Source organism: Affinundibacterium nitidum, assembly GCF_014284155.1.
Classification (GTDB): Bacteria; Pseudomonadota; Gammaproteobacteria; order Burkholderiales; family Burkholderiaceae_D; genus Undibacterium; species Undibacterium nitidum.
In genome coordinates this window covers 440,136-457,896 of the sequence record NZ_JACOFZ010000002.1, presented here as the reverse complement: position 1 = coordinate 457,896, position 17,761 = coordinate 440,136, and the positions used below count along the sequence as shown (strand labels likewise).

Here is a 17,761-nt window from a genome sequence, read left to right as displayed (position 1 = left end):
AATGTCGAGATTACTACGACGGTCAAGAATTTATGCGACATTGGCATCGGCGTTTCTCTGTCGATAGTCCCGTTAGCGACTTCAGCGGTCGACGGATTGGTAGTTGTCAAATTCCCACTCCAAATAGCTATTTAGTCTTAAAGCTGCATCTTCCCATGAACTTGCAGAAATACCCGAAATCAACTTTTCAAGCATACGCTCGACTTCGTTCCAGGAAAATTCCGGCAACAATAAATATCCTCTACCCCATCGAACTTCTGGGTACTCTAAAAGAAACTCTGGAGTAATCGCGTAGAAATTAAACTGTTCAGACGCTTCTTTACCACGGATACCGATTTGCGCCCTGATGCTCACGCAGCAGCATTTCGGCGATTCGGGTTCTTCTTCTTTATCCAGTTCAATACTGAAAATTGATTTAATTTCGAGGTGCATAAAGATTGAAAGCTAACGTTTATTTGTAAGGCGCGCACGCGAATCTGTAAATTTAAGGGAGACGCCTATTAGCGCGCCATTTTCGAAAGTCTTGTTGAACCGATCCTAAATAAATATCTAGCCCTTTGATTCTCTCGCGTCGATAGCAACTGAGATCGAATCTTCTCAAGCCGATCGAATGACAACTCACTTTACACGATGAGTATAACGTAGACCAAACCAAATGCTAGTGCCACAAAGTGCTATTGAAACGGCAAGCCAGATTTCGCGCCAGGGCGTGATAGTAGGATGTGAAAGCTCTGAAGCAAGTCGAGAGAGCGAAACAAGAACCAACGCTAGTATCGCAAGCCCAATGCTCGCTGATTTGCGAGAGGTTGGAGCAATCGGTGTCGCGAGCACAATTATTAGAAATGGAACGAACGCAGCGTTGATTATGTTGGCTAGCCAATTTAAGCTCTCTGTGCTGCCAACATTAAGAAACGAAAGTATAAAAAGAAGAATAAGTTGTGAGGCTAAAGCAATGCAAATAACTGCCGGGGCGATCGCCAGCCATCTTAGGACAATTTGAGGGGAGCTCGGAGTTCTGAACCAACGCGCAATTACCTCTGCTGGGGTTTCTTCTTTCATTTGATACCTTCCGTGTTTGCGATTCAACGCAGAGCTAAAGGGCTTGCCGCAGCGTAGCTGAGGCCAGTCTGATCGACCATTCTGTTATACCGCTGTATTAATGGAAGACAATGCGTATCAGCTTAGGCTGCACATGTGCCATGTATCCAACTGGCGGTAGTCCCGTCATAAAGATGCATGCTTCTCGATAAGGGTACTGTTCGACAGGTACTTCCTTTGTCTTGTCGCCCGGAAGATAAAGGAGAATAGTTTCTATTTTTCTGGTTGCTGTCAATCGGTCTTCAGCATCAACGACGAAACTCTGGAAGCTATGAATGTCGTCATCCTTGCGCTCCGACCAGGTATGAGCGCTACTCATATCTGGCGTGAGCGTACCGGGAGTGTTGATGCCGATATATGTGTTTTCAGAAGGCGAGGCGCTCTCCGCTGCAATGTTTGTCGAACGTATCAGCGTCGAGATTTGAGATGGACTTTTCAACTGTTCCAGGCCTTCACACGAGGTTGCCGCGACGATAGCATAGCCCATAGTCTTTGGCCCTGTAAAATTGATGTCGAAGGGCGCCCGCTTCAGTTGAACATTGTCCAGCTTACGATAATTACGTGCGTTCTGTTTCACTTCGACTGCCCAATCTTGTTGAGCTTGAGCTGAAATACCTACGTGGGAGGCGGCGATCAAAAAAAGTACGATAATGGAAAATTTCATGGTGGGGATTGAGGTCTAACGCCGAGATGACTAGATCGCCATGACGGTCATAAATTTAAGTGTAATAGTCATTGGAGATTCTCCGTCGATTGACCTGTTAAGCATTACGTTTTCTTTGTTCAAATAGATAGTTCTCAAGGAAAATTTTAAACTCTTCGTCCTCGACATTAAATAAGTCAAATCCTATTCTTGGGTAGGCTCTATCCACGCGTTCTTCTACCTTTCCAACATCCATATTTTTCTGAGAAAAGCTCGATTGCAATGTGTAGAGTAGCTGCATGTATCTCATATCTGGGTTCTCATTCCAAATCTCTCTAATGAGATCGGAAATTTCATCGATTCGCTCTAGTGGTCTCATTTGATTTGATGCCTAATGTTGAGCTGCCCGGATCAACGGCGCCAACGTTGATTCCGTGTTGATCGGTAAGTTAAGACGCATCTCCATAATCTCCTCCATCATCAAAACCATCCGTAGAACTTGCGCCCGAGGTATAGTGCCGATCGCCCCAATCACCAGGTACTTCATCCAATGCATCACGCAATTTTCGATCACGAGCTGCATCACAAATGAAATATGCACCAATGGCTAATAGAATACCCGACCCAAAGTACCATTGTAGACCTAGAAGTCGATACCCTATTGTACCGATTGTGGCACCAGCGCCGCAGAAGATCATCCCAATTATGTCTTTTATGTTCATTGAGTCTTAACGCAACGGTGAACGGATGGCCGTCCACAAATTAGAAAAATACTGAGCCGCATGGCGGCCAGTCCGATCGACCACTCTGTTATGCATTACGCTGCCCAATTTCGAATTCCTCTTCGTGACAATAAAACAGAACTGTGCGATTTAAGTTGTGTAGAACAATAGCATCGTCCCTTGCGGCCATAAAAATATCATTCCATTTTTCAATGAAATCCTTAGCTTCGATAACACAAACCTCTTCGTCGCCATAAATAATTTGTACGGTTCCAGATTCTAGCATTCGAGATTTAAGCCACGCTTTCGCAACACTTTGGCTTTCAATGAGATGTCTTTCAATTTCACTCACCGTACTTTCGTTCAAACCATATCGATTTTTATGACCGAATTGAAGCGCAAAGTCATACGCGTGCTTTGCTCTTTCAGCATCAAGCCAACGCGCTTGCACGTTCAATTCCTCATACTCGGTTTTGCGATAATTCATTTGATGCATAACGTTAAGCTACCGGGATCAACGGCTTCATCGTTGATTCCGAGTTGAGCGACAAGTTATACAGAATGTTACGCATGGCTTGCAATCCAACTTTCTACTTTAGGCTGTATTTTGAGAAAGTAGTCTGATGCCTCTTTCATTAAGTCACCTCCTGCGCGGAAATACTCGACAGTCAGCAAATGCAACCTGTCTTTGAGCGCGTTTGGAGAAACGAAGTCACTATTCATAAACTGATCGAAATTCTCTCGGTCGTCCAAACACTCCCTTATCGCCTGCACATAATATTGATGGCTGATCAGCGAGCCGGACGTCAACAACATATCTTCAAACTCTTGCATATACTGACCTTGTGCGTTGAAGATTAGCTGAGCAAAACCTCCATTACTGACGTTGTATCCGAAAAAATGAAGTAACGTGATGTTCCCAACATCGCCCACAGGTCGTTCGTGCTTGGGGTCAGCGATTACAGCCGATCGGATCGCGGCCACATATTGAGCTAAAATTTCTTCAGTCACTTATTAATACCTTTACTCGATCTCAGACCTGTATAACGTTTATTTAATTTGCAAAAGTGAAGCTTAACTCGGAGTGTTCAAAAAGACAACTTGCTTCAAATGCCTTGAGACCCCCATGATTGCTTGCTATATTTGGTTATACTGTACATTTATACAGCATAACGAAATGGACAAAAACATCACTTTGCCGACAGCGCCGAAACCACGTTTATTAGACCAAGTTCGAGAATGATTGCGCTATAAGCACTACAGTCTGTCAACTGAAAAACTGTGTGGGTATTTGATACGTTTCTTCAGCATACGGTCTGGTCGAAGGCATCCTATCGAAATGGGCTTGCGAGAAGTAGAGGAATTCTTGACGATGTTCGCCAATAAACGGCGAGTTTTCCCTTGCTTTGTGTGTTCGGTTTTGTGTGTTCAAAATTGTCTTCAGTGCGACAAAGTCTTTGAAACACCCCGCAAAGCCAATATTCATCAATGTCTTCGTCACCTCAGTGTTTAACTAAGTAAGTCACTGTTTGTAATAAGAATTCCGTTTGCCATTCTTGGGGCGGAATACAGCGACTACGTTTAAGACTAAATGCAATGACTAATTTGGGGCACTACACCCTCTAAACGATGCGAGTTTCCTCACAAAAAAGCAAATTCTTATTACGACTGGCCAAACAATAGCTAGATTACTGCTTCTAGAAAATGTCATATGAGACGAAAATTTGAGTGGCTTTTGCAATCAAAAATCACCGCAGTCCACACACGATTGACGCACCAAAAGTACCCAAAAAAACTGAGCATGAATTTGCAATAGGCTTGTACGAAGTTTATGTAGATAGCAACTTTAAAAATTAATGTTGGCTAAATTTGGCATATTCTTGTGCGAAACTTTATCTAAGGGGTGTAAGTTTCGAGCATATGGCAGGTTAATTGTAATTGAACCGGTGCGCACTGATTGCGGCCTGTTTGTGGAGAAGAGCGTGATCAATACACACGATGATCGTGTTTTTGGAGGGCCTGCCGCCTTTACCATTGCGCGCCTCGGCCGCTACGCGCAAGTCGTTTAATTCAACGTTCTTGGAGCCACACTTTTTTTGCTGAATCAACGCGCTAGGCGATCCTAGAATAATGTATTCCAAGAAAAGCCAAATTTATCCAAGTATTTTTTTCAATCAAAGGCTAAAGCGAAATATTGGGTAGATTCAGGTGGGAAAATTCTTGTGAAACATAACAATCGCTGTTAGCCTTCGTCTACTTGATTTAAATGCTAATTCAAAACTACTTAGTAAATACTAGGTAAGTACTGTGATAGGGGGCAAGGGGTTGCAGCTATTTGCAACCCCTTTCCTTTTGGACTTCATCATCCCGACCACGTTTGTCACGGTCTTCATTGCTAATAAATCTTGATATCGAGATGAATCAGGTTCAAGACGCGTCTTCCGGCACTGGAAATGCGATGTGCCTGTGAACTTCAATCGAATGTTGAACAGAGCTTTGCATGTTTTTAACTGATGAGTTATCGATGGCTTGATCATCTAAGTTTTGGCGAATGATCGATTCGATACAAATAGTCTGAATAGCTCTGTATCAGCCCGTATAGCACATGCACCACACAAAACAATACTGATAGAAGAATGGCTGGCCTAATGAACGACGAACAAAAGGTTGTGGAAAAAATTGATATTGTCTATCTATGGGTAGATGGTACTGATCCGATGTGGCAAATAAAACGTGAGAAAGAATATGCTCAATGGGTAATCGAAAATCCGCATGAGTTGGCTGCGCACGGAAACACAGCTGGCAGATATCGCGACAATGGAGAACTGCTCTTTAACCTAAGAGCACTGGAAAAATTTTTCCCTGACCACGGCCATGTCTATATCGTTAGCGACAATCAGACTCCATCTTGGCTACGCGCGTCGGACGATATCACGATTATTGACCATCGAGATTTGATTCGGAATACACTAGGGCCGGTGTTTGACTCAGGCCATATCGAATCTTACCTGCACCATATCCCCGGCCTGTCGGAAAAATTCATTTATCTCAACGATGATGTTTTTTTCGGTGCAAATGTTGATCCCGATTGGTGGTTTGGTGACTGTCTCAGAATCTTTTCTGAGATTAATTCGATACCAGACTACGAAGCCCTACAGCCCCAGGAGTCTGCATTGGTTAATGCATCGATACTATCGAAGACTTGGCTGTCGCAGCGCTATCCGACCTACCGTCATGATCCACGCGTGTATTCGCATTCCCCCCGTCCTATGCTCAGGAGCGTGATGTTTGAGCTTGAGAAAATTGCACCAGAATTGTTCGCACAGGTGCGTTCCACAACATTCCGTACATGGCGATCGCCAGCGATTGTCCCTGATCTGGTTCCGCGCTGGATGGTAGAGATCGGCGTCGCCCAACAAATAGTGTTAGATCCCTTGCATATTAATACGGGAGGCAACGAGGCCAAACTACAGTTCGATGCGCTGCTTGCGCAATTCGGCGAGCTACCGTTTTTTTGTATCAACGATACCTGTGATGACGCGTCAGAAAACGATTTTCGTTTACTCAGAGTCGCCCAGACGCTAAAAAAATTATTGCCTGAGCCGTCGAAGTTTGAATTGCTATTCCGTCACTCAACGGCTTCATCGTCCATCGGCGTTAGGGAGTCTAAGGCGGTCGGATCACAATAATATATGCTGAACAAAAGGTTCAGTTAGCGACTACGAAAAATCCAGTCCCAAAATTCACTTGTTACACCATAGCGCCTAGGCTCATCTAGATCATGATGCAAGCCATGCCATTCTTGGCGGCGCTTGAGCCAAGTGCTATTCGCATGCCAGTGATGGATTGCATGATGTGTCATTGAGTAGGTGAAGTAACCAGCAAGCAAACCTAAAGTCAAGGCGCAGGCTTGCCACACATTCTCACTAAACAATGATATTGGGAAAAATACTAATAGTAAGATCAAACTCGCACTCAGAATCGTCGGTGTTCGTATCAATGCGGATGGAAACCGATGATGTTCTTGATGCCAGCGTTCGAACGGCAGCACCCCGTGCAAGATAAAACGGTGAATGAGATACTCCAAACCAGTCCATGAAAGCAAACCGCATAAAATCAGAAGAGATAGCCCTAGCGCTTGATTTCGTGGAGCAGCAAATAGTAGAAATACCGAGAGTACCAAAATTGTTATGCCATAAAAGAGAAGATCGGCGATATACATAAGCTTGCTATTTGTCGGAATATAAATTTTCATTTCTTCGGTGCTCTCGATTTTCTTTTTTGTCTCTTCAATGATTAGGTAAGAGCGGTACGCCAATCTGTGCGTTGTCGTACTTTTGATTTTCAAGTTCAATTAAAAATTTTGGTTTCACTCTATTTAGCGTTTTGGGCACTGCATTTTCTCCAGTGTTGTAAATAGCAGTCTCGATTTTGGAACCGATCCAACCGCCTATCGTGGTTCCTACCGCACATTAGGGTAGAGAAACATTTTTTGAACTTGACCGGAACAGGGGGCAGGAAGCCTACTAATCGCAAACTTCAATGCTTTTTCGACCGACGAAGTCTACCCGGGTAGACTTTTGGACGGATCGTGAGCACTTTTTTCATCGCGTCAACCTTTTTAGTTTTGACATGATTAACCGTTCGCTAAATGTGGGGAAGTCCGATGAACCTACTTTTAACGATCAGAAGGGTGTTTTAACGTTCCTAAGACGATTCGTAGTCCACTGAAGCTTAAGATGTCCGTAGCGAAAAGTTACATGAGTACCTTCACTCTCTTTTAATCAGAAAAGTCCACCAGATTTCTCAGGATAAATATCATAAATAAAATAATAAAAGTCATGAAATTTTAATATTCCCATCGGATAATGGTTCAGATCGCCAAGTCGTACTCAAGCAGTATCTGGCACAAGAGTTCGAGGTGTGCGATCACCAATAATCCAACAACATATAAGGAAATGGGAAAATGCTGACGAAATTACATAGACTTCAAGCGCACCTACTGGCCAACCAAACTTTGGGGCTACGAGACTTGCCCACAATGTGCCGCCACTTAGTAAAAACAGTGCTAAGTGCCACGGCCATCGTGGCAACAACATGGGTGACTGCCCAAGCGCAGACCATTCCACGGTATGACCATGTGGTGATCGTCATCATGGAAAATCAAAGTGCCGATCAAGTGATTGGAAATGCGAATGCTCCCTATATCAACTCTTTAGCCAAAGCAGGCGCCTATTTTTCCAATTCGCATGGCATCACTCATCCAAGCCAACCAAACTATATTGGTCTATTTTCTGGTTCGACCCAAGGGGTCACTGATGATAGCTGTCCAAAGAGTTTTTCTAAAGCCAACTTAGCAAGCCAACTCATTGGTGCTGGTTTTACTTTTGCAGGTTACTCAGAAGATATGCCAAGCGTTGGGTATACCGGATGTAGTGTTGCAAAATATGCCCGCAAACATAATCCGTGGGTCAATTTTAGCAATGTACCAGCGGCGAGCAATCAGCCATTCACCGCTTTCCCTAGCGACTTTACGAAGTTACCCACGGTGTCCTTTGTGATTCCTAATCTGTGTAACGACAACCACGATTGCCCAACCAATACGGGTGACACATGGTTAAAGACCAAGCTCGACGCCTATGTGCAGTGGGCAAAAACACATAACAGTCTTCTGATACTGACGTGGGATGAGGATGATTTCCAAGTAGCCAATCACATTTCGACTATTTTCGTTGGCGCGAAAATTAGCCCAGCAGTGTATAGCACCAATATCAACCACTACAGCGTCCTGCGTACCCTAGAAGATATGTATGGTCTCTCACCTATTGGCAACGCTGCTTCTGCTTCTGCGATAGTTGATCCATGGGGGACCGTCAGCCCACCGAGTGCAACACCGTTGACTAACGGTGTGCCAGTGACGGGAGTTGCATTGACAAAAGGCAGCAGCAATCTTTATCAAATTACCGTCCCAGCAGGGCGCAGCAGTTTGACAATCAAAACTACTGGCGGGACAGGTGATGCAGATATCTACGCTCAATTGGGAACGGCGCCGTCGACTACTTCTTATTTGAAAAAGTCGGATGGGTCGACGTCGGTGGAGACCATTTCTATCACTTCGCCAGCGGCAGGCACCTACTATGTTTTAGTGAATGCCTATGCTAGCTTTAGCGGTGTGACCTTGACCGCGAGTTTTTAAGAGTTAATACAGACGAAGTATTCTGTCTATCGATGGACAGTTCCCCCACAAGAGAGCGCTGCTCAGTTGTAGCGAGCGGATGCTCTCTTTCCAATAGACGAGCTTTGTGGCGTCATCAAGATGGGAGAGTTCCGTTGGAACACGCTCCCCAATCAGAGCAGAAGATACCAGTCTGTTTCTATTTAACGTTTGAGAGGTATGAAAACGTCGAAGTTCAGCCCTGTTTCAAGGCTGAACTTTGCTGAGCAGGTGAAAAGGAAAATCGGGTGAGCCGTGAAAGAAGGGGCCACTCGATTCTCATTGGGTTAGGTATCAATGGCAAGGCGTCCTAATGCTGAATCATCGCTGAAAAACCCATCAATACCAGTCTCGATGTAGCGCTTCATCTCTGCAATCGAGCCCGCTTCATTGCGTGCATGCATGCCCGCATCGTTGCGGAAATCTGCTGCAAGAAAAATGTTTTCAGGACGGAAGGTCCATACATGGACAAGTAGTCCCGCTTGATGGGCATCGGTGACTAGCGACGTCGGTGCTGTCAGGCGTTGGTCTTTGCCCAATGGGATCACAGCGCGCGTCGGTGGCGCGATGACGTCGGCATACTGAGCGATCTCGCGCATCCCTGCGGGGGTTATCATGTGGGCAAACGTTGTGCGACCATTGGCTGCAGCAACGTCACTTGGCCTTTCTGGCGTGTTCAACACCAATTGCATTAAGGTCATATTCTTGGGACGACCAAGCTTTTTGCGCAGGTATTTCAAATTCGCCACTTCGAACGATTGGATTTCGATCGGCGCGCGTCGGCTATATTCGTGTGCCAATAGAGTCGATACAAATGCGTCTTCCATCGGCAAACCAACGCTGGCAAAGTAAGTCGAACTTTTTAGTTCTGGAATAATGCCAATGACACGTCCACGTGTAGCGGATTCGGCTGCGACAAAATCAATAATTTCTTCGAGCGAGGGAATCTGAAATTGACCGTTGTAGGCGCAATTGGCGGAGCGAATCGTCGCCAATCGTTCTACAGCGCGCAGCTGTTTGAGTTCGGCGAAGGTGAAGTCGTCGACAAACCACCCATCATGCGTTTCACCATCGATGGTTTTAACGGTGCGCCGATTGGCAAACTCCGGCCGAGTGCCAACGTCGGTGGTTTCAGACAAATAATTCTCATGACGCGCGACTAAAACCCCGTCTTTTGTCATGACTAAGTCTGGTTCGACATAATCGGCACCATCGGCGATGGCCTTGGCATACGCGGCGAGCGTATGTTCTGGACGTACGGCGCTAGCGCCTCGGTGTGCAAGCAAAAGTGGCTTGGTATTGGCGTTTAATCGGTTCACTTTACCTTGCGCAAAACTCGGTGCCGCTGCCATTAAAGCGCCTGCGGCGGTGGCTTTAAGGAAGCGGCGGCGCCCTTGTGAACGCTGCGAGAGCAGAACGGCTGCCATTAGAAGTCTGCCTTCAATGTCAGGAAACCTTGGCGCGGCGGGATTGAATAGCTTGCATAACTACCACTCGCGACATAGCTACCATTGATTTGCAAAATCCCTTTGCGATCTGCCACATTGGTCAGCGCCAAGGTCCAACGTAAATTTTTAACAAAGCTCGCTGGCGCTGGCAATTTTCCAGTCACCGTCAAACCGAGTAAGAAGTAACTCGGAATGGACATGTCGTTCGTGTAAGTTGCATAGCGGCGACCCACATAATCCCCGGACAATTGTACTTCCGTGTCACCAAAATTCGCGGTCGCGACAAACTTGTTCATCCATTCAGGCGAACCTGGAATCGACTTGTCTGCAGTGAGTACCAAGCTCGTACCGGACGTGTAATTGTTTTGATATTTCGAGCTATTGAACGACAAGGCATTGTAGAAAGAAAAATCGCGGCCAAAATGCAGCGTGCTAGCAATATCAATACCATCCGTTTTAACGCTACCAACGTTGGCCAAGAGGGTCGTGCCGCCGACAAAGGATGTAATGATCGGGTTGGAACTAATCGCTAACAAACGATTGCTGAAGTCGACATGATAGAGACTGATTTGGCCTTCAAAACTAGTGAGCGGGCCCATATCTAGTTGGCGATTGTCACGTAATCCCAATTCGTAAATCAGCGAGGTTTCTGGCTTGGCAGTGTCTGCAAAGAGTTTGAACGCTGGCTGGCTGGCCAAACTCCAAGGGGAAAGGCCACCTGCACCATAGGTCACAAATTGGCGCATATTTTTTTGAATGTTCGCGAAAACTTGATCGTTCGAGGAAACATCCCAACGCACACCAATTTGTGGTAAGAACCACTTCTTGGTATCAATTTCGCCTTCTGGCAAACCAGTTGATCCGCTGCCAATCGCTGCGGGCAATTGTTGGATAGGGAAGGTACCTTTCGCAAATTGCAGGCTCGATTTAAAACCGGCTTGGAGGCTTAAGTCTGACCGTAGTTTCCAATCATCTTGCACATGGAATTGGATGACCTCGTTATCAATCTTACTGGCATACTGGGTAATGATAGGCTGAGCCAAATTGCCAGGACGTGTGTACGGTGAACTTGGATTATTCACATCAAACGCATACCAACGACGAAAGGTTCCTGAGCGATTATGCTCATACCACGCGCCCGCTTCGATCGCATGATCGCCTAATTCCAAACGCAGTGTAGAAATGAAACCATCGCGGTTGATGTTGTATTCAGTGGTACGTGTGGCGTAACCGGAATTGCCAAACAACTGTTTCAAATTTTGATTTGGATAATACACAGCGAACAAACCAGGCAATCCTGCTTGATTGATGGGTCCTGCGACGACACCGACACCATCATTGTGATGGTAGTAATATTGATTCGACCATGTCAAATTATCGCCTAGGAACGCTTCGTACTTAATGTAAGCGAGTTTGTCGGTGCGCTGTGCGTCACTATAGTAGTTCTGAAAATTGGGTCCCACGGAGGCTGGTGGCGCGCCAGTCGCACTCAGATATTTTAATGCTGCGGCGAAGTCTGGATACAAAAATGGGCGTGTGTACGGTGACACGAGATCAGCGCGGTGCAAAATACTGTCTTCATTTGGTTCCGTCTTGTCGGACCAATCAGCGAAAGCCGTGAACTTGCCGGATTCGGAATTGTGGATGAACTTGGCGTTCACTTGGTCATTACTTTGACGGCCATCAAAGTCCCAGGCCTTCGCCTTATGATGGAGAACTGAGATATAGGCACTATTTCCATTGCCAAGGTCGCCCGTATCAAAACGCACGAATGTGCGGGAAGCGCTGTGACTCCCCACCGTCTGCTGCACATTGAAGTTGCGTTCTGCCATCGGATCACTTGAATAGGTCTCGATCGCGCCGCCAAGATTGCTGGTGGATGCTGTACCGAGATCACCAGCGCCTGTCGCTAATACTACGCGACGCACGTTTTCACTGGTCACAGCACGATGCGGCGCTAAACCATTGTAGTTGCCATACTGTTGATCGCCGAGCGGTACACCGTCCATGGTGTAGCCTAACTGTTGACCATTAAAGCCGTGTACGAACAACAATAAATTCTGTTCGTTGTTACCCCATGGGTCGGCAGTTTGGAAAGAGACACCAGGCAGGGTTTGCAATGCTTTTAATGGATTGACACCTGGCAGGATTTTTTGAATTTCAGTGGAACCCATGGCGACGATCGAGCGTGTTTTTTTAGAGGAAATTTCCACGGTATTGACCGACGCTTGATCCGCATTAGCGGCGCCCTCTGGCGCGGTGACCGTAGCAGCGACGTCCTGAGCCAATGCGCTATTCGCTTGTATCAAACACAGAGCGGAGGCGGCGAAAACGATCATACTTGATGTTCGTGGTTTGATAAAAAGCTTGCGCATAGAAAATCCCATCAAAGAAAGAGAGTTGGATATCGAAAAGAAGTAATTTCAGTCAACGTCGCGAAGTCTAATTGACGTGTATGACACAACGGTGACGTCACCGATAGGGAAAGGAGGTGTTGTTCTTTGAACCGAGATTGGTGCCACTGAGTTTGTGTTGAGCGGCCTATTTTGATGACGAAATGGTGTCGATGGCGATGATATTGTTTTAGTGAAGAACGTGGTTTCAAATAGTGGACAGTGCGTCAGCCTATTGACGACTATGCTCGATCACTTGAGATGAAAACATCGACTATGGCCTCGATATTATTATGAGGAAGAGAAGCCACCAAGTGTCGAAGTCATGTGATTGAAAGAAAAGGCTCTGGTTAGATCGCGTTTTATCGAGTTAGGTCCATTGAGGCGCGCTCAGGGAGAATCAGAAGATCGAAGGGACAGGGCGGCCTAAAGAAAAGTCAAGTCGGCTAACAGTGATGTGTCAGCCGACCTTGGAGATGTTTCGCTAGCTAGGTAGGAAGATTTTCGATGCACTAATGAGCATCGCGATGAGGATGCTACCAAATCCCCAAACCTTTCTAGCGTGTTGTCCTTTTGCTGTGGTGTTTTTAATCGTACTACCCACCAAAAGGCCGCTAGCGATGACGATGCATTGGAGTGCCCGTAGTTCATGAGATAGACCGGTATCTTGGTCAAACTGGATTGCGTTAAAACAGGCTGCCCCTAGGCATCCGATGGCCACTATGATCGATAGCTTAGCGTCTTGGATGACGATGTCGACTTCTCGAATAAGCATGCTTAGCATTTTTGATCCTTTCATATTTTCATTTACTAGTTAAGTGCCCTAAGAAAGCGAACATGAGTTCGCTTTCTTTTTGTAGTTAGCTTCTATAGAGACCGTGATTGCATTGATTGCAGAAATGAATTCGTCGATTATCGCGGTTATCTGTCACACCAAACTGTCGGATATGTCCGGAGTGACAGTAGTGACACTTAGTGCCCCGGGCAGTTTTGCAAGTGGGATTTTGTTTCCAATACTCTTCAAGCGTTGGATACGACATCCAGCGGCGTTGGGGCGCGCTCATGATCCGATAGAAGACGAAAACGACAAAGAAGATAGAGGAAAAAACGATGATTTGTCTTAGTAGTAGGTCGAGCATTTGATTCTCCAATATAAAGATTAATTCGTGTTGACTATGTAAATGTCGAGGTCGCGTACACATTTTATTTTGCGATCTGACAGGCTTAGTTTTTCACAAATCGATCTCGTGTCAAATGAACGAAAATTTCTTGCTGCTTGAAAGACGAGCACAGAATTGTTGAGAAAAAAATGATCCTCTTGTTTTTTATGTGGGGAGATGTCGGTTCGCTTCTAGTCACTTCAAAGGCATTCAGTACATCGATGCCTTTAGAAGAGAAAAATAACTTACATCGCGCTGCGTACTCTATTTGATCTTCATCGACATAGTAGTTAAGAACCCTGTTTATTTGCGTATATGACGAATGGGTGGAATTTAGACTGAGGCGACACATCGCAATAAGTTTCCTCATCATTCTGTATCGCACATAGCCCTTTACTCATCAAATTGAAATGAATCCGCAAATGACCCTCGCTTCGGTCGATCACTTTCGGTTACCGTCGAAGTCTCTGGTTGTGTCGGATCATGTTGAGGGATGATTGGTATGTTCCTTGTGTTTATTTTTACAGCTATTCCTTCTCCTTGAGGTAGTGTTCGTAACGCATTTTCTGCGAGCGTGTAAAGTTTTCGCGTTCTGCGCATCTGGTTGGTTTCAGAAACTAAAAATTGATAAAGCAAGGGATAGTCTTCTTCAACAATTTTGAGTCGCAAATTGAGCTCTTTAACCATTACTTAAACCTTTTATTTAGAAAATTTGGTTAAGTCATATTTTGTTTTCGCATTTGTGATTCACCGTACTCGAGTAAGCCAGAAGCAACGCAAAAACGAGGGTTTGCTAAGGTTTCGATTTTCACTCCCCCAAACACTTCTTCGATACTTTCGCCGAAATAAAGTGAACCACCACCGACATTTAAAATGCAGTTAAGGTCACTGCCATCTCCTACGGAAGATTTGATTTTATTCGCGCAATCGTCAGCGATATATTTTGAGCTTTTCAAGTAAGCTTTCAGATCGGTCGGTGTGTAGGTATAGCCAAAAATTTTTAGATCTTTTTGGTAGATGATTGCATCATCGATGCGCTCAATCTCATCATATTTCTTACCGATGTCTTGCGATATCAGGTCTGCGATTGACTTAAGAATCGTTGACCCACCAATAGGTGTTCCGCCACTGCGGCTTTCGATGGTCTTCATGCCTCGAGTTGTGACCCAGTCAGTCGTACCGTAGCCAAAATCGTTGACAAGAAAATTGTCCTCCATGGTAATTCGATGGTTGACGGATTCACCGTAGTGGAGGATTGCGCCGATTGGTTGTGGAATTACATGTACGTGGTTGACTTTAACTACTTTGTCAGCCACTTCAAATTCGCCACAGAACTTTGTTGTGACGAATTCCTTGTGCGCGCGAATGGTATGTACCGGAAGCCCCATAACCAGAACACCAATCTCCGTAGCTTCGAGAAGAGCTAGTCCACCGAGAAAAAGCGCCTCGTAATTGACTGTCCTCGGATAATCATCATTGAGCGCGCGGCCGGAACCTGACGCGCCGCCAACGATGTGTTTTACATCAGGGCCAACACTAAACTCGACCCCGTTTACGTTGACGTGATAGATCCGTTCGATAACGCTCGGGTCATGAATTTTTGCATCTGATCTAATTCGACGTGGCGCGAGGGAGGGGAAAGATTCGAACTGCGTGAGGTTGGCATTTTGTGGAGATCGTTTCGCCACTTTTACATACCCAAATCCTACATCGAGTCCAACAGCTGGAATTAACATTTTTTCTCCAATCTTAGAAAGTTTTTTTCAAAGACACCAACAAACGTGCTTTCGATGTTGTGTCGTAATCATAGTAATGACATAAAAGTGATTTGAATTTACGAAAGGGGCGCGAAATTGCTATTCATATGAACTTTTTGGAGCACGAAATTTCGCTAATCTAAAGTTCGTAATCCCAAGAATTCATTTTTTCGCGAGGAAACTTGCATCGTTGAATTGGCTCATAGCCAAAATTAGTCGGTTGTTTTTTTCACGCTTTGTTGTCGTAGGTAGCCAGTGAGAGTAGCTGTGGTGTCTATACCTACTACGTTGATTCTAAAGGCATGAGATTAGCGGGCCGAAAACTTGACAGATATTTGCTTTGAAGTGTTTAAAAGTTTAGTGTGCTCGGGCCAATTTAAGGTATTGAGCGCAAGAACAAAGCAAGACAGAAACGGGACCTTTGATTACCACTAAAAAGTGGTGAGAATGAATGGACAGAGTTTGCAACGAGCACATCTCCTATATTCATTTTAGATGTCCGGCAGATGGCAAGGGAGGCAATCCTTAAGCTGTGTGTGAAATTGAAAAGAAAGGTGTATACGGCCTGTGTTAAAGCGTATAGGGATGTTTCTATTTGCAGAATGGTTGCAGAGACTTCAATCCTAAGTTTCGTAGCAGGGCTGATTCTTTAGTCGCAGTGCATTTCCTAGAGAGGAGATGTGAGTGCAAGAGATCGATTCTCGAACTACCGTGAGACATTTGCAAGGTAGTCTTCTCGAATCGAATTTCAGTGGAGTTAGAGATCAACAGAGTTAGGTGGTTTAGTACTCACTAGATACTCTCTACAGCACGGTAAGGAATTTGGATGAGGTCAAAAGCAGAGCAGGTTGAAACACGGATTTTTCCGTCAATGTTGCTGGTGCCAGCCAAAGATATTGAGCCAACTTTTTTCGCTAAAGACGCTGGCGCGCACGAAGTGCCGTTCGTAAACGATACCTACGCCCTTTAAAAATTACGATTTAAGGAAAATCAAATGAGTCTGATGCTGCAATTTCATACGTATGTTGCGAATGCGGATTTACCAAAAGGCATAAAACAGGAGCTCAATACTCTGTTTTCGGCGAATTTAAGTAAACCGTATAGTCGCACACGGCATTCCGCAGCGCCGTTGGGCATTAAGACCCAATCATCAAGAGTCGTGAATCTACTTGCGATGCTTACAGAATTAATAAAAGCAAAATTTGAGATCACCTCGGTCTACAGCATAAGAGAAAAGCACGTCGAATTTTTGATTAAGAAATGGATTGATGAGGGGCAAGAGAAAGGAACAATCGAAAATAAGATTACGTACTTAGGTACGTTGGCATCGTGGACGAAACGTCCGAATGTCGTAAAGAAGTCGAGTCAATACCCAATTTTGAACACGCTAAAAAAGCGTACTGGAATCACGTTTGACGATAAGTCTTGGACAGCCGCCGGAATTAATGTTGAGGAGGTGATTGAACAAATTGCGAAAGATAACGTAATAATCGGCATGCAATTATCACTAATCGTTATGTTCGGGTTAAGGGTAGAGGAAGCGTTACTACTCAGGCCTTTCAATGCTCTAACCTTGGAAGGTGGATCCTATTACGTGACGATCGAAAATGGAACGAAAGGCGGAAGAAGGCGAAAAGTGGAAATGCACAATGTTGAAAAACAAATTGAGGTACTAGAACTCGCAAAGAAATTTGTAAATGGAAAATCGAATACCATGATTCCCCTTGAATTTTCATTAAAACGGTGGAAGGCTAAGTTTTATAACACCTTAGTAAAGCATGGTCTTCAGAAAGAGGGAAAATATGGAGTCACTGCGCATGGCCTAAGGCACCAATACTTGAATGATCTTTTTAGACATATCGCAAAAACAGATAGCCCTGTCCGCGGTGGCGAAGCACCAGCGCCAGACATGCTGAGATTCGCGCGGCAATCTGTGACTGAAGCCGCAGGCCACTCAAGGGAAAGTAAAGCAAATGCTTACATTGGTTCTTATCGAGCCATGGCAGTCAAAACCGCCCAAGATCTTAAGGACGATGAAATTCTTGCCAAAATAAAAGACTGCGGTGGCAATAAAATGAAAGCTGCCGAAGAATTGGGGTGTTCTCGTAGCTACCTCTATAAACGTTTGCAATTCATTGATCTCTTGCGATAAGCAATCTGCGGGTGGGCAAAGACCAAATGGTGTGATTGAGCTGTTGAACCGAAATCCTGGGCAAAGTTCGTTGAGGTTCTAGTCCCCCCGGGGGGACTGGAACTCTTTTTATTATTTTTTGTGATGACTACATTCTTTTCAGTCTGTGACCTTAGTTGACGCCTACCGAGTTCG

At 45.2% G+C, this 17,761-nt stretch carries 18 protein-coding genes; 6 read left to right on the top strand and 12 right to left on the bottom strand.

The features are described from left to right. Positions 1–81 precede the first annotated feature (81 nt). From H8K36_RS09445 to H8K36_RS19320, 6 genes are all read right to left on the bottom strand, one after another. Complete coding sequence (locus H8K36_RS09445; protein WP_186915906.1) at positions 82–432, bottom strand: Imm8 family immunity protein; 351 nt, start codon at positions 430–432, stop codon at positions 82–84. A 724-nt stretch (positions 433–1,156) separates the two neighbouring features. Further along, on the bottom strand, positions 1,157–1,762 hold the full coding sequence (locus H8K36_RS09440) for a hypothetical protein (RefSeq protein WP_186915908.1): 606 nt from the start codon (positions 1,760–1,762) through the stop codon (positions 1,157–1,159). 97 nt (positions 1,763–1,859) lie between these two features. Then, positions 1,860–2,120 carry a hypothetical protein gene (locus tag H8K36_RS09435; protein ID WP_186915909.1) on the bottom strand — a complete coding sequence of 87 codons (261 nt, stop codon included), beginning with the start codon at positions 2,118–2,120 and terminating at the stop codon, positions 1,860–1,862. 70 nt (positions 2,121–2,190) lie between these two features. Then, the gene (locus H8K36_RS09430; protein WP_186915910.1) at positions 2,191–2,463 is read right to left on the bottom strand and encodes a hypothetical protein; all 273 of its coding nucleotides are present in this window, start codon (positions 2,461–2,463) and stop codon (positions 2,191–2,193) included. Between the two features lie 88 nt (positions 2,464–2,551). Then, positions 2,552–2,914, bottom strand: a complete 363-nt coding sequence (locus H8K36_RS09425; protein ID WP_186915911.1) for a hypothetical protein — start codon at positions 2,912–2,914, stop codon at positions 2,552–2,554. A 113-nt stretch (positions 2,915–3,027) separates the two neighbouring features. After that, positions 3,028–3,474 carry a DMP19 family protein gene (locus H8K36_RS19320; RefSeq protein WP_186915912.1) on the bottom strand — a complete coding sequence of 149 codons (447 nt, stop codon included), beginning with the start codon at positions 3,472–3,474 and terminating at the stop codon, positions 3,028–3,030. Positions 3,475–3,706: 232 nt separating this feature from the next. On the opposite strand from H8K36_RS19320, the gene H8K36_RS19715 reads away from it, so the two are divergent. Continuing rightward, on the top strand, positions 3,707–3,976 hold the full coding sequence (locus H8K36_RS19715) for a phage integrase N-terminal SAM-like domain-containing protein (protein ID WP_408058391.1): 270 nt from the start codon (positions 3,707–3,709) through the stop codon (positions 3,974–3,976). Positions 3,977–5,111: 1,135 nt separating this feature from the next. Beyond that, positions 5,112–6,152: a Stealth CR1 domain-containing protein gene (locus tag H8K36_RS09415; RefSeq protein WP_230404455.1), complete on the top strand. Its 1,041-nt coding sequence runs from the start codon at positions 5,112–5,114 to the stop codon at positions 6,150–6,152. 23 nt (positions 6,153–6,175) lie between these two features. Here H8K36_RS09415 and H8K36_RS09410 read toward each other — a convergent pair whose 3' ends face one another. Next, positions 6,176–6,718, bottom strand: a complete 543-nt coding sequence (locus tag H8K36_RS09410) for a sterol desaturase family protein (RefSeq protein ID WP_186915914.1) — start codon at positions 6,716–6,718, stop codon at positions 6,176–6,178. A gap of 711 nt (positions 6,719–7,429) precedes the next feature. Between H8K36_RS09410 and H8K36_RS09405 the strand changes: the two genes are divergently transcribed. Further along, positions 7,430–8,659 carry an alkaline phosphatase family protein gene (locus H8K36_RS09405; RefSeq protein WP_186915915.1) on the top strand — a complete coding sequence of 410 codons (1,230 nt, stop codon included), beginning with the start codon at positions 7,430–7,432 and terminating at the stop codon, positions 8,657–8,659. A 305-nt stretch (positions 8,660–8,964) separates the two neighbouring features. Here H8K36_RS09405 and H8K36_RS09400 read toward each other — a convergent pair whose 3' ends face one another. The 3 genes from H8K36_RS09400 to H8K36_RS09390 all read right to left on the bottom strand — a co-directional run bounded on the left by H8K36_RS09400 (position 8,965) and on the right by H8K36_RS09390 (position 13,302). Continuing rightward, positions 8,965–10,104: a glycerophosphodiester phosphodiesterase gene (locus tag H8K36_RS09400; protein WP_186915916.1), complete on the bottom strand. Its 1,140-nt coding sequence runs from the start codon at positions 10,102–10,104 to the stop codon at positions 8,965–8,967. Beyond that, positions 10,104–12,500, bottom strand: coding sequence for a TonB-dependent receptor (locus H8K36_RS09395; RefSeq protein ID WP_230404451.1), 2,397 nt, complete (start codon positions 12,498–12,500; stop codon positions 10,104–10,106). The genes H8K36_RS09400 and H8K36_RS09395 overlap by 1 nt, the downstream gene beginning before the upstream one ends. Positions 12,501–13,002: 502 nt before the next feature. Next, positions 13,003–13,302 carry a hypothetical protein gene (locus H8K36_RS09390; protein WP_186915917.1) on the bottom strand — a complete coding sequence of 100 codons (300 nt, stop codon included), beginning with the start codon at positions 13,300–13,302 and terminating at the stop codon, positions 13,003–13,005. A 94-nt stretch (positions 13,303–13,396) separates the two neighbouring features. On the opposite strand from H8K36_RS09390, the gene H8K36_RS09385 reads away from it, so the two are divergent. Then, positions 13,397–13,642 (top strand): hypothetical protein, encoded by a 246-nt coding sequence (locus H8K36_RS09385; RefSeq protein WP_186915918.1) that lies wholly within the window; start codon positions 13,397–13,399, stop codon positions 13,640–13,642. 429 nt (positions 13,643–14,071) lie between these two features. Here the strand turns inward: H8K36_RS09385 and H8K36_RS09380 are convergent, their stop codons facing one another. Continuing rightward, on the bottom strand, positions 14,072–14,365 hold the full coding sequence (locus H8K36_RS09380) for a hypothetical protein (protein ID WP_186915919.1): 294 nt from the start codon (positions 14,363–14,365) through the stop codon (positions 14,072–14,074). Between the two features lie 29 nt (positions 14,366–14,394). After that, entirely contained in the window at positions 14,395–15,414 is a 1,020-nt protein-coding gene (locus H8K36_RS09375) for a PRTRC system protein D (RefSeq protein WP_186915920.1), read from the bottom strand. A gap of 847 nt (positions 15,415–16,261) precedes the next feature. Between H8K36_RS09375 and H8K36_RS09370 the strand changes: the two genes are divergently transcribed. Beyond that, positions 16,262–16,405, top strand: coding sequence for a hypothetical protein (locus tag H8K36_RS09370; RefSeq protein WP_186915921.1), 144 nt, complete (start codon positions 16,262–16,264; stop codon positions 16,403–16,405). Positions 16,406–16,429: 24 nt separating this feature from the next. Next, positions 16,430–17,587, top strand: a complete 1,158-nt coding sequence (locus H8K36_RS09365; protein ID WP_186915922.1) for an integrase domain-containing protein — start codon at positions 16,430–16,432, stop codon at positions 17,585–17,587. The last annotated feature ends 174 nt before the right edge of the window (positions 17,588–17,761 follow it).